Origin of the sequence: Desulfosporosinus shakirovi, from assembly GCF_020595055.1 — a bacterium.
Taxonomy (GTDB): Bacteria; Bacillota; Desulfitobacteriia; order Desulfitobacteriales; family Desulfitobacteriaceae; genus Desulfosporosinus; species Desulfosporosinus shakirovi.
Map to the genome: position 1 here is coordinate 242,665 of NZ_JAJDOO010000001.1, position 12,961 is coordinate 255,625.

Sequence of the window (12,961 nt, forward strand, 5' to 3'; positions counted from 1 at the left end):
TTCTCGTGAAAATCAATTTCTCAATTAATTATAAAGAATTTACTCCAAATAATCCTTTAACTTTTTGCTCCGACTGGGATGCCGTAATTTCCGCAAGGCCTTGGCCTCAATTTGACGAATGCGTTCGCGTGTTACTCCGAATTCCTGCCCAACTTCCTCTAAGGTCCTGGTCCGCCCGTCATCAAGTCCAAAGCGCAATCTAAGCACTTTTTCTTCCCGTGGGGTTAAGGTCTCTAAAACTTCTTCCAATTGCTCTTTTAAAAGAATGAACGATGCAGCTTCTGCCGGTGCCGGAGCATCTTCATCCGGAATAAAATCTCCCAAATGGGAGTCTTCCTCTTCTCCGATAGGGGTCTCTAAGGAAACCGGTTCTTGGGCAATCTTCATAATTTCGCGGACCCGTTCGACGGGAATATCCATAACCTTAGCAATTTCTTCAGGAGCTGGCTCCCTCCCCAATTCCTGCAAGAGTTGCCTTGAAACTCGAATTAACTTATTTATTGTCTCAACCATATGCACAGGAATTCGGATTGTCCTGGCCTGATCAGCAATAGCGCGGGTAATCGCTTGACGAATCCACCAAGTGGCATACGTACTAAACTTAAAGCCTTTAATATAGTCAAATTTCTCTACAGCCTTAATCAAGCCAAGATTGCCTTCCTGAATCAAATCTAAGAAAAGCATACCCCGTCCGACATAGCGTTTAGCGATACTCACTACAAGTCGCAAGTTCGCCTCCGCTAAGCGTCGCTTAGCTTCCTCGTCACCATCTTCCATGCGTTTTGCTAATTCTATTTCTTCATCGGCAGAGAGCAGGGGAACTCGTCCGATTTCCTTTAGATACATACGAACCGGATCGTCAATTCCTACACCCTCTGGTACAGAAAGATCCACTTCCGCCTCTTCTTCTGCATCATCTTCCGGGTCCTCGACGATATCATCGTCTTCATCAACTTTAACGTTAGTCAAGATCTCAAGTTCAACTTCTCCAGGCTCCGGCACCACATCTATTCCCATTCGTCCAAGTTGTTGATAGATATCATCTATTTGATCCGCGGAAAGTTCAATCCCTTGGAGAGAATCCATAATCTCTCTATAAGTTAGAGATCCCTTCTTTTTTCCTTTTTGAATGAGGGCTTGGACGTTGTCCATCTTCTGCTTTTCATTCATCTGTCCCCCACCTTCCCTCGGATCATTCTTTTGGGTGCCTATAACCTTACTATTCGCCACGTTTCAACCGCTCTCCTATCTCTTTCAACAGAGCCATAGCCCCTGCCATGTCACCGGATTTTTCTAAAGTAGCCATGCGAGCTTGCAGATCCTCGACCCTTTCTTCTGCTTGAGTAGAAAGAATCCCTTTTATACAGTCATCTAGAAGTCGCTCAGTTTGTGATATATCTAACTCTTCCAGGAGCAAGCTAGCCAACCGACTTTGAACGTTTTCTTCGCTGTGCGCGGGCAATTTGCCCTCCTGATTGAGATAATTAAAGATTTGTTGATGTTCTGGTATCTTCCAAAAGGATTCTCCTAACTTAGCCTTAATTCTCGGCAAGTGAGAAATATTTTCTATAATCAGACGTAAAAGCATTCGCTCTGTTCGATAGACCCCTAAATAAACGGTTGGTGAAGGGGGCACTTCATCTTGTTTATAAATAATTTCGTCCTTAATATTATCTCTATTTTTTCCAGAACTAACCTGTTTTTGCTGAGAATATTCATGTAATTGCTCTTTTTTAGGTTTTTTCTGTTCCAGTCTTGCTATTTCGCGTTGTACCGCTTCCAAAGTAAACCCAAGTTCTAAACTTAAGAAGCGTTCATACCCTTCTCGTTCAATTGGACTGCTCACTTTTAGGATATCCGGAGCAAGCTTAACTACTAACTCTGCTTTTTCCTGAATGGTCTGTGGCGGTGTTTCCTGAACAATCGTCCGATATTTGAACTCTACGTAAGTCAAAACCTGACTTAAAGCTTTTTCAAAGTCCTCCACACCAAAACGTCTCAAAAATTCATCAGGATCTTTTGCTCCGATTAAAGTTGCCACATCCAAACGAATTCCCGCATCTCGCAGAATCTCTCCCCCTCTTAAGGCCGCCTGAATTCCTGCCTCATCGGAATCGTAGAGCAGGACAACACGCTGTGTATACCGTCTCAAGAGTTTTGCTTGTTCCCGTGTTAAGGCAGTCCCCAAGGAAGCGACTGCGTTAGGATAACCTGATTTCTGGAGCGCTATAACGTCCATGTACCCTTCAACTAACAGGGCAAAACCCTTCTCGCGAATTCCCTGATGCGCACGATGCATCCCATAGAGATGGTGCCCCTTATTAAAGAAAGCGGTCTCGGGGGAATTAAGATACTTCGGAAGAGAATCATCCAATACTCGACCGCCGAATCCAATGGTGTGGTTTCGTCGATCAAGAATACTAAAGAGGACGCGGTTGCGGAAACGATCATAGTACCCTCCGCCTTTACCCTGTGTCCCTCTTTCTAAGGCTAGCCCATTTTCCTCTAATTCACGTGCCTGGACTCCTCGTTCCAGCATATAAGTTAATAACCCATCCCACCGGTCAGGAGCATAACCTAAACGAAAGCTTTTCATTGTATCCAGGTCTACCCCACGTTTTTCAAAATAGAGTCTCCCCAGTTCTCCTTCAGGCAAGTTAAGTAAGAGGTCATGAAAATAGCCTGTAGCCAATTCATTGATTTCTTCAAAACGCTGACGACGTCGATTTGCTTCCCGTTCACGCGGAGACAATTCTTTCTCAGGAAGCGACACGCCATATCTAGAGGCTAAATTCTGAATACTCTCAACGAAAGACCAATTCTCTTTCTTCATAAGAAAAGAAAAGGCGTTTCCACCAACATTGCATCCAAAACAATAAAACATTTGTTTCTCAGGGGTTACTGTAAAACTAGGCGTTTTTTCCGCATGAAAAGGACAAAGTCCCAAATAGTTTTTCCCCTTACGCTGCAAGCTGACATATTCAGATATAATCTCTACAATATCCGTGCGCGAACGCACTTCCTCGATAACCTCTTCCGGCATAAATTCTTGTTGAAGTCTATTATCCACGTCTCTTGCGCCTTTCAGTTTTCAGCCACATTTTATATATTTTGTCAACCCTTACTTTATACATTTCTTTCGCCGAAACTTCATAAAATCCTCTTTTTTAGTTCTTCATTCGGTGAATCTGTTTTTAGAAAGGGTAGAATACTCTTTCCTGATTATATTAATTCTTCTTTTTCTGAGATAATACCTGCTTGCTTCGACAATTATTTGTGCAAGGTTTTCTACCTGCAATCCCCACCCCCAGAGTATGGATCGATAGCCTAACCCTTTCGCTCATTTGAAAAGCATGATAATATATAAAGTAAGCTTGGCTGGTGCCAAGACGTTGGTCGCCGACGGTCGCCTCAGTTGCACTTATGCGCAGGCTAGAATGGCCGAGTGTCCCGGTAGCCATGGATGGTGAAAGTAAACCTTGACCTTTCAGCAGGAACCGTCTAATGACGTTGATGTTCTACAAAAACGCAGTAGAAGCTCAACATGTGCATTATAAACTTTATGAGAGAGGTGAGTATTCTATGAATAAACGATCATTTAGCACTATCCTTTTGACTATCTTTTGCTTATTACTGGCAGGAGCCTTTCTAGCGGGGTGCAATACCTCTAAAACACAAGGCGATAAACCCGCAGACAGTCAAACAACTCCTGTTTCTCCAGATACGAATACCCCTGAGCCAACCGCAAACTCCGTTAAAATGACCCTCTATTTTCCTAACTCAGATGCCACAGGGTTAATCCCGACGGAACGAACAGTCGAGGTAAAAGAGCAAGAGATTATTAAAGCAATGTTTATCGAGTTAGCCACTCCCCCCGCAGGATTGGAAAAACCGCTTCCTTCCGGAACCACTCTTCTGGAGGCTACTGTAAGTACGGATGGAATAGCCACTATTAATTTGTCTAAAGAATTTCAAAAGAACTTTGGGGGAGGTTCCTCTGGTGAACAAATGACTATGTACAGTATAGTAAACACTTTAACGACCCTTTCTAATGTTCACAGTGTCCAATTTCTCTTGGATGGGGTCAAACACGATGGAATACTCGGTCACTTGGATACCCGAGATCCAATCAAGCGAAATGAGAGCTTAATAATTAATTAAATCTTAGCAGACAGTGTCTTTCAGTTCGCTCTTTAAACACGATCAAGACTGACATATCTTATGTGTCATAGGCTTATTTTACTTCTGTAAGCCAAAACTTATACTTTATTAATGGAATATATTACAAAAGTGGTTGAGATTTTTCACTCAACCACTTTTCCTTTTGACCCAACTGCATGGGGGGATTCACTTTCGAGGAACAAATAAGTTCTGAAATAAATCAATCGCATAATTATCTGTTAGCCCGGATATATAGTCGACCACCGCAATTGTTTTATTACCGCCTGCCCAAATCAAAAAGTTCTGCGGTAACTTTGAAAAATCCTGAGTATAGTATTCATAGAGTGCCTGGATGATATATTGTCCTTTTCGTCGCTCTTCCCGTAAATTCTGGCTGTTATAGACCCTCTCAAACATAAATTGCCGAAATTCCTGCATAGCGTGGTTTATCTCCACCGACTGTCTTATCTGATCTTGACCACTTGACGCTTCAATCATATCCACGACCATCGTGGTAATCATATCACTGGGCTTTACACCAAGCCTTCGCTTAACCCTTTCAGGCAAGTCACTTTGGGTAAGCAAGCCCGCCCGCAAGGCATCGTCGTAATCATGACAGAGATAAGCAATCCTATCTCCGGTTTTTACAATCTGCCCTTCCGGAGTTTTAGGTATACCCACTCCGGTGTGATGTAATATTCCATCAAGGACAGACTCTGTGAGATTTAAACCCAGCCCCTCTTGGGCTAGTACCGTCAAAATGCGAATCGACTGTTCATTATGCTCAAAATGGCCAATAATTTGTCTCAAAGCTTCTTCCCCAACATGGCCAAAGGGAGTATGCCCAACATCATGCCCTAAGGCAATCGCTTCAATGAGGTCTTCATTTAATTTCAGCCCCCGAGCGATGGTTCGACATATTTGGGAAACTTCCAAACTATGCGTCATACGTGTCCGATAGTGATCTCCTGTTGGCGCAATATACACTTGGGTTTTATGTTTAAGACGACGAAACGGTTTGCTGTGCAAAATCCGATCTCGATCCCTTTGATACTTTGTACGAATCGGGCACTCTTCTTCTAAGCGCTCACGCTTGGCATCTCTGCTTTTTGCAGCATAGGGCGAGAGTCGTTCTTCCTCTTCTTTTTCAGACCGCTGACGAATGTTCAATATCTCGCTCAAATCACTTTACCCCCTTGTCTTGGACGATGCTCAACAAACATTACTTCTTTCATTTTAGCATACTGCCCAGACAAATGTATGCGTGAAAACCGGGAACGGTTTTATACAATTCTCCAGTTCATTGAGGCTAAGTGTTAATTCATGTCGAAGAGTTTTAATGAGAATCCTAATGAAACGGATAGTGAACTCGTTCAGCTAAAGCTGAACGAGTTCACTATCTAATCGAGGTTAAACATAATAAGGCTGATACATGAAATAGTATTTTTACCGTTATTATAAGACATCCCACAACTCTTCTCCAAGGCCATGACGTCTATTCCGCAGGCCTCTACGGAAGAAACTGCTTCTTCAGGGAATCGGCACTCCTGACCGTCAAGAAAAGCACACCGGCCACAGTAAGTACAAGGGCCAACATTCAGAGGAAGGAATTCGTTGAAAGCTCCGGTGCTCCTTATATTGTCTAATACTTTTCTTAATATCTTTGTATGCTCTTCAATGCCTTCTTGCATACCTTCGTAATCAAAAGAATCTTCGAGTTGATATACAGTTTGGAATAATAGTCCTTGTTTAAACTTTAAAGCTTTTTCCTTCATCTCATCAATCGAACCTACTGCAGGGGGACACATCCAATTTTTGTTGTAACTTCCGCACGAATTCTGCTCGCATTGCAACCTAAAGTCGTTATTAAATAGAATATCTTCCTTTGCAATAATTGCTGATTGATCAACCCCCAGAGACTTTAGAAAAGACATCAAATCATCTATGGCTGAGCTCATAATTACACTCCTCGTAGAATAGCATCAATAAAGAACTATAGGAATTATTTAAAACTTTTAAAATTAATCTCAATCAAAGTAAGGCCCCCGAAGACGAACTTCGGAGGCATTTCGCACTGTCAAAAAGTATAAACTTACGTCTATACTCGCTAAGAATTAGCGCGACTTTATTTCAGAACATTTCTTTACTCATTCTGTCGATTGCTTCTGTGGCAGAATCATAGACACCCGGGAAGGAACTAAAATTCAAACCTTGAGTTAAATTAGGAATAAAATATAACTTCCCGCAATTTTTGCAGGCCCTCTCTACTTCTTTGGCCACGATTTCAGGTGTCCATTCCGGAAAATCAACGACGCCACTATCGATATCCCCCATAAAGCTGATTTGTCCGCCGTATTTCTTGATCAGTTCGGGAGTGTTATTTGTTGTCATAACCCCCTGCCAGATATCTATTCCCATTTCAATCATATAGGGAACCAGGTTCGCTGCATAGGAATCACTGTGATGCACGATCAACTCAACACCATTAGCTTTGTAGAATGCATAGATTTTCTTGTAAGCTGGCAAATAGAACTCTTCGAACATTGCCGGTGATATAAAGGAAGATTTTTGGCTGCCCCAGTCATCATGATGGAAAAGGGCATCTGGATGAAGACGATCGATCAGGATTTTGGCATAGTTTAGCTCAGCTTCCGTAAGATAATCAATCAGCTCATGCATTGCTTCAGGTTCTTCATAAAGAGCCATTAAGGCATCTTCCATACTCATCAGGTGATGACACATTTCAAAAACCCCGGGGGCAACGAATGCTGTTACAAATTGTTCATTGCGATCGATTGAATTGGCATGCGCAACAGCTGCAGCCCAAGCCTCATCAGAATTATCAATAACAGGCGCTTTCACGTATTTTCTCCACTCTGTAATATCCTTTAATACTTTGTGTTCATCGTCATGTACAGGAAACTGACCCAGCTGACCTTCCGGCCATCTAAAGGTAATCCCCCAGCTATTCTTGAATTCTGAACCTGGTGGGCACATAAGCTGTACAGGAACTTCAAGGATAATGTCCATAAATTCGTATTGATTAACAAAGCGATCCGGATTGCCACCTTTGATCGTTTCCATTAAATTCTGCTTCTTCGTTAACATTATTTTCGGCCTCCTTTTATTTAGTTAAAGCTTGACACATTAAACCAATAAGGAGATTAAGCGCTTACCAATTCTTTGGCTTTAACAGCGGCACTCCCCGCATCAGGAGCAAAACCGTCTGCTCCGATTTCATCCGCCATCTCCTGGGATACAGGTGCACCACCGACAATGACTTTGAATCCGGTTAATCCGCTTGTTTTAAGGGTTTGAACTGTTTCTTTCATTGCCGGCAATGTTGTCGTAAGAAGACCAGAGCATGCTACTATGGTTACATTTTCCTGTTCTTTGACGGCGTTAACAAATTTCTCTGCGGAAACATCTACGCCCAGATCAACCACTTTGAACCCGGCACTTTCGATCATCATGGCGACGAGGTTTTTACCGATGTCATGCAGATCGCCTTGAACAGTACCAATAACACAGGTCCCTAAAGAAGATGTGCTGGTCCCGGTGAGAAGAGGTTTGAGTACATCGACGCCCTTGGACATAGCTTTAGCGGCCATCAGCATTTCAGGCACAAAAACTTCCCCTGCAGAAAATTTTTCCCCTACGACGCCCATAGAGTCGATCATAGCCTGGAGAATGTCCCCCGCTGCGCTTCCTTCATCTAGTGCTTCCTGCACTAAACCCGGTACAAGTTTAGCTTTTCCTGCCTCTACCTTGGCTTTTACTTCTGTGATCTTTGTCATTTTCAATTCCTCCTAGTGTTATGATATTTATTTCTTTTGACCAAATTTATCTTCTCGATATGCTCCAATATACTCCATGCAGTATTCGTCCTGTCCTAAGAGCGCTTCAGTGGCATAGAGCATGCCCATCATATCTCTGTTTAACGGGTCGATGATCGCACTGTCCATGCCTGCGTTTATCGCCAGCACGAGGAAGGCCTGGTTGACAAGTTTTCTGACAGGAAGATTAAAAGAAATGTTGCTTGCTCCTCCTGTTACATGAATTTCGGGATACTGTGTTTTGATTTCTTTGATGACTTCTACCACCGTGTTAATTCCGTCTTCCGAGGTGCAGAGCATTTGAACTAAAGGATCAATATGCAGCCGAGACGGGTCAATGTTATATTCTTTAGCCTTTTTCATAATGCCCGCAAAAACTTCCAAACGCTTTTCTGAATCCTGGGGAATTCCCGTGTCATCGCATAGAAGAGCAACACATTCCCATTTCGTATCAGCTATCAAAGGAAATATGACTTCAATCTTATCTCCTTCCAGGGAGACCGAATTGATAAGACCCGGCTTGTTGCAGAATTTAATAGCCTCTGCACAAATATGAACATTAGGGCTGTCAATAGCAATGGGTGTATCTGTAACCTCCTGTACCAGGTCGATAAGCCACTTAATGGTTTCAAGTTCAATGCTGTTTTCAACTGATGCACACACATCAATGAAGGCAGCTCCTGCTTCCGACTGATCTTTAGCCAGTTTTCTAATAAGGTCTTCATCCTTCGCAGCAATTGCCTTTGCTACGGAAGGAATTGCTCCGTTGATTTTTTCTCCAATAATTATCAAAATCAGTCAACCTCCATTTGAATTTTAGGCCTAATTAATCAATTACCTTCCTCCAGCGTTTCATGCTAAAATACAAGTAATGAAAAAATTAATTCCCCTTTCTTTTTCTTTATCCAGTTGTATAGTTGTCTATATAAGTTAATATTCGATTTTTTCGGACTATTACCTTTGGTCAATTTTACAAAATATATGGCGTGAACAGTATATTGTGCACTCTGTCATTGGACAAGGAGGTTTCCATGGAGCATAATTCTAATTTTTCTCAATTTTCCGCAAGGTTAGTCAAGACACTGAGCAAAGAATCAAGCATGCAAGCCCTTGTCGATCTGGGGTATGAAGTCCTTGGCAATCCTTTTACGATCACTGACTATAGCGTAAAAGTACTTGCTTCAACCGGTGAAAGCAAAGTAACCGATGACCCCGTCTGGAACGAGCTTAAGGCGAATAATAACTTTATCTTTCAGACCTACTCCTATTATGTAAAGAATAGTTTATTTGACCAAATAGCAAAAAATGATGCTCCTTTTTACTGGTCGGATCCTTATTGCAAATACCCCAGACTGATCGGGAAGATACGTATCAACAACAAAGATGTTGCTAGTATGGTGGTTTGCGCCCATAATCGGGATTTTACTGAAAACGATAAGGAATTGGTTTCCCTGCTTTGCGATGCCTTTTCGATTGAGTTGCAAAAAACTAAATATATAGATTTTTCCCCGAGACTAGTGCAGCAAAACTTTTTGAACGATTTGCTTGATGGGAAGTTCGAAAACGAAAGATTAATTGTTGAACGCCTGAAAATCTTAGGCTTAAAGTTTAAAAGCAAGTTGTTCGTTATCGTCATTGATATACAGAATTTAGACAAATCAAGATCAACCCTTCATTTCATGAGGGATGAAATTGAAAATAAGTTAGCTAACGCGGAAGCGATAGTCTATCATCAAAAAATTGTAGTACTCGCCAGTTGTGAAAATGATAGGCATTTTCAAGAGATAGAATTAAAGCCTTTAAAAGAATTTATTAAAACTAATCATCTGCAAACCGGAATAAGTCGCTCATTTTCGAAATTAACGGATGTAACGGAACATTACCTTGAGTCGGTCGAAGCAATAAAGTTGGGAAATCATATAAATAGAGACCAACTTTTTTACAAATATGATGATTTTATGTTTTTCGATTTGATTAGTAATTATACAAACGGTGAAAAAATTAAAAATTTGATTCACCCTTCCTTGATAAGACTCATTGAATATGATAAGGAAAACGGCACGGATTATGTCCGAAGCTTTTATACTTTTATCTGCAATTTTAAAAATGTTAAAGACTCGGCTAATACTTTGAATATCCATCGTAACACTATGTTTCATAGGATTGAAAAAATAGAAAAGCTATTAAATGTTGATTTGAATGATGGGGATGTATTTTTTCAACTCTATCTATCCTATAAAATCCTGGAATTTTATAAAATTGCTTTGCCTAATAGGTTATAGCCAAAAGTTCATGAAAAAGCCATAATCTCGTTGTAATATTCAGTGAGATTATGGCTGTGATTATTCGTTCTATATGAATGCACATAAATTATTGCACTTAAATTATTAGTAACAACAGCAATTATATGTGCGACAGTTTGCTTAATGTGTCCAATGATGAGCTTTGTGGCAACGATTCTGTATAACGGTATCACTAAAGACTTCCTTGCACAGTGGATGCAGAAAATAGTGTTCAATTTTCCATTCGCTTTTTTTCACAATTGTTATTTATACAGCCCCTTGTAAGATTCCTTTTCGGCACCATTTTCAAGGAGCAGCACAAACGGGTCTACTACCTATCTCATTGTTCTAAGAACTATCACTTGACTCATACCTGTTTGTCGGATAATACAAGTGCGTTAGGTCACAATAAAACCTTTCTCGTGCATTTAGCTTTCAACCCTAATCGGTCCGATTTTATTTTTCCGGTAAGCATTGGAAAATTGTCGGCACAGCCTGTCCCGTCCCATTAGTGCTTCCGTTGTAAGAAGGGTTGTATACATATCTCTGCTGCACGGATCTATAATTGCCGAATCCATGCCGGCGAACAGCGCAATGGTCAGAAAATGCTGGTTTACAATTTTTCTTAGGGGCATCCCAAAGGAAATATTACTTAACCCTGAGGTTACCTTGATCGATGGATACAGGTTCTTGACTGTTTTCATCGTTTCGAGAAACGTTAATAACGATTGGGAATCTGTAGATAAGGCAAGGACCAATGGATCAATATGGAGTCGTTCGGGCGTAATATCATAGTTTTGTGCCTTTTCCACCAATAGTTTAGTAATATCTACCCTAGTCTGAATATCCGATGGAATTCCATGGTTGTCACAAGTTAAGGCAATTACTCCCCAATCCGTTCCTTTAATTAGTGGGAAAATCACCTCACACTTATCCCCTTCGGCAGAGACAGAATTGATCAGTCCAGGTTTTCTCGCCTGACTAACTACTTGTTCAATCACTCTGGGGTTAGGACTATCGATACACAACGGTGTTTCAACGGCATCTTGCACGATATTCATCAGCCACATTAAAGTCTCTGTCTCAACCTCTGGGGCAGTACTGGCACACACGTCTAAATAATCGGCTCCGGCCTCAGTTTGTTTTACAGCCAAGTCGCGAATGAATTGTTCATCTTTTTCTTGAATAGCTCTTTTTACACTAGGTATTGTGCCATTAATTTTCTCTCCGATGATAATCAAACTACTTTTGCCTCCTTATTTAACCTTGTTAGTTCAGGTAGCGCTTGCTTCTAAGGAATACAAGCGCCACTTACTGCAAAAGTTAATCAACTTTTTGCAGTAAATCAATAATGCGGCAGGTAAATTTCTCTTTAACGTGTACATTCACAAATTCGTAATTTTTAAACAAACAATCCTACATAAATAACCAAGCTTACAAAACCATCAATTTCTTCTTGACTTTTGGCTTGCAGAATTTCCTTGGCAATTTTTTCTATTACCTGTATGTTAGTGATTTTTTCGTTCATTTCTCCCACCCCTTACCAATTAATTACAATCTACAGTCTCTGATATAGTCTGCAACTGCTTTTAAATTTTCAGGACGTCCATCTACAGGATACATCATTGGAGTATCAGGTGTGATAAAATATCCGCCACCAGGGCATAAATCCTGAATTAAGCCCTTAACATGATCGATGCATTCTTCTTTAGTTCCATGTTGCATTAAAGTGGTTGATAATCCTCCTGCCACCGCCATTGAACTGCCCAGCTTTTTCTTTACAAGTCTCATATCATCCTCTTGGAATACACCTATGATTCCTTTTTTAGGCAAGTCTTGCAAGTAATCAAATAAATGTCCATACTTCTTCTCAAAATAATAAACAACATTGTGGCCTTGTTCTACCATATATTCAGCAAATCCTTTAAAGGAAGGCCAATAAGTTTTTTCGAAATCTCTTGGACTTAAGAAAGCAGGTATATGCATTGGGATAAAAATCGCCTTATCACTCGCAGGCTTTATCGAACGAATTATTGGCTTATATGCTTCTAATATAGCCAATCCTACATCCCGAACTAGTTCTGGACATCGCTTTATATCACTGACAATACCTGTAAATTCCCTAAAAAAGTCAAATAAGAAATCAACCGGATTAACCATAATCCCTGACAACGTAAGGTGACACCCCTTCTCCTCACACGCTTGCATATAATTCGAAAATTTTTGTCCCTCACCAAGGACCGCTTCCACAATTCTATTATATTTTTCTTCAGGGTTTATATCTTGTAGTACCTCAAATCTTCTGGGTAGAACTGTTTCTAAAAGATAAGTATTCGGGTCCTTTATTAATTCGGGGTATTCTTCAGGTCCCATAATACGGACTTTCTCCGGATCTTGCATTTTTTCAAAATTTCTGACAACATAAGTTCCCCCACCAAGGATTCTGGTCTTCGGTGCATAAAAAAGGTTTGCTGGCAACCATGGAAAAATTGTCGTATCAAATTGCAAATCGTCGGATACTTTGGCCACAACATCTGTAGCCATATCATATGAAGTGACTGCAGATTTTTCCACTCCGGCATAGAATGGATAATAATCATCAGCACTTAACATAAAAGGCGGTTTATCTACTTCTTCTCTACGAATAGTTTTGGCAACTCTTTCTTGTTTTTCTTTGTATAA

Annotated in this window: 13 protein-coding genes; 3 read left to right on the forward strand and 10 right to left on the reverse strand. The window is 40.9% G+C overall.

What is annotated here, in order from left to right; translation table 11 throughout:
• Positions 1-39: 39 nt before the first annotated feature.
• Both rpoD and dnaG read right to left on the reverse strand, forming a co-directional pair.
• A complete protein-coding gene (gene rpoD / locus LJE72_RS01265) occupies positions 40-1,230 on the reverse strand; it encodes an RNA polymerase sigma factor RpoD (RefSeq protein WP_229245464.1) in 1,191 nt (396 codons plus the stop codon).
• Positions 1,220-3,043 carry a DNA primase gene (gene dnaG / locus LJE72_RS01270; RefSeq protein WP_248286161.1) on the reverse strand — a complete coding sequence of 608 codons (1,824 nt, stop codon included), beginning with the start codon at positions 3,041-3,043 and terminating at the stop codon, positions 1,220-1,222. Before dnaG ends, rpoD begins: the two co-directional genes overlap by 11 nt.
• A gap of 539 nt (positions 3,044-3,582) precedes the next feature.
• Here dnaG and LJE72_RS01275 point away from each other — a divergent pair.
• Positions 3,583-4,161 carry a GerMN domain-containing protein gene (locus LJE72_RS01275; RefSeq protein ID WP_229245466.1) on the forward strand — a complete coding sequence of 193 codons (579 nt, stop codon included), beginning with the start codon at positions 3,583-3,585 and terminating at the stop codon, positions 4,159-4,161.
• A 186-nt stretch (positions 4,162-4,347) separates the two neighbouring features.
• Here the strand turns inward: LJE72_RS01275 and LJE72_RS01280 are convergent, their stop codons facing one another.
• The 5 genes from LJE72_RS01280 to LJE72_RS01300 form a co-directional block, all read right to left on the reverse strand.
• Positions 4,348-5,343, reverse strand: a complete 996-nt coding sequence (locus tag LJE72_RS01280; RefSeq protein ID WP_229245467.1) for a deoxyguanosinetriphosphate triphosphohydrolase — start codon at positions 5,341-5,343, stop codon at positions 4,348-4,350.
• A gap of 218 nt (positions 5,344-5,561) precedes the next feature.
• Positions 5,562-6,119 (reverse strand): DUF2284 domain-containing protein, encoded by a 558-nt coding sequence (locus LJE72_RS01285; RefSeq protein ID WP_229245468.1) that lies wholly within the window; start codon positions 6,117-6,119, stop codon positions 5,562-5,564.
• Between the two features lie 172 nt (positions 6,120-6,291).
• Positions 6,292-7,269, reverse strand: a complete 978-nt coding sequence (locus LJE72_RS01290; RefSeq protein ID WP_229245469.1) for a uroporphyrinogen decarboxylase family protein — start codon at positions 7,267-7,269, stop codon at positions 6,292-6,294.
• A 56-nt stretch (positions 7,270-7,325) separates the two neighbouring features.
• Positions 7,326-7,958 carry a corrinoid protein gene (locus tag LJE72_RS01295; protein WP_229245470.1) on the reverse strand — a complete coding sequence of 211 codons (633 nt, stop codon included), beginning with the start codon at positions 7,956-7,958 and terminating at the stop codon, positions 7,326-7,328.
• Between the two features lie 27 nt (positions 7,959-7,985).
• On the reverse strand, positions 7,986-8,789 hold the full coding sequence (locus LJE72_RS01300) for a methyltetrahydrofolate cobalamin methyltransferase (protein ID WP_229245471.1): 804 nt from the start codon (positions 8,787-8,789) through the stop codon (positions 7,986-7,988).
• 239 nt (positions 8,790-9,028) lie between these two features.
• Between LJE72_RS01300 and LJE72_RS01305 the strand changes: the two genes are divergently transcribed.
• Together LJE72_RS01305 and LJE72_RS01310 are read left to right on the forward strand one after the other, a co-directional pair.
• Positions 9,029-10,279, forward strand: a complete 1,251-nt coding sequence (locus LJE72_RS01305; RefSeq protein WP_229245472.1) for a PucR family transcriptional regulator — start codon at positions 9,029-9,031, stop codon at positions 10,277-10,279.
• Positions 10,280-10,435: 156 nt separating this feature from the next.
• Positions 10,436-10,564, forward strand: coding sequence for a DUF2798 domain-containing protein (locus tag LJE72_RS01310; RefSeq protein ID WP_229245932.1), 129 nt, complete (start codon positions 10,436-10,438; stop codon positions 10,562-10,564).
• Positions 10,565-10,707: 143 nt separating this feature from the next.
• Here LJE72_RS01310 and LJE72_RS01315 read toward each other — a convergent pair whose 3' ends face one another.
• From LJE72_RS01315 to LJE72_RS01320, 3 genes are all read right to left on the reverse strand, one after another.
• On the reverse strand, positions 10,708-11,520 hold the full coding sequence (locus tag LJE72_RS01315; RefSeq protein WP_229245473.1) for a methyltetrahydrofolate cobalamin methyltransferase: 813 nt from the start codon (positions 11,518-11,520) through the stop codon (positions 10,708-10,710).
• A gap of 161 nt (positions 11,521-11,681) precedes the next feature.
• Positions 11,682-11,807, reverse strand: coding sequence for a hypothetical protein (locus LJE72_RS26120; RefSeq protein ID WP_282437809.1), 126 nt, complete (start codon positions 11,805-11,807; stop codon positions 11,682-11,684).
• A gap of 23 nt (positions 11,808-11,830) precedes the next feature.
• Positions 11,831-12,892 (reverse strand): uroporphyrinogen decarboxylase family protein, encoded by a 1,062-nt coding sequence (locus tag LJE72_RS01320; RefSeq protein WP_229245474.1) that lies wholly within the window; start codon positions 12,890-12,892, stop codon positions 11,831-11,833.
• Positions 12,893-12,961 lie beyond the last annotated feature (69 nt).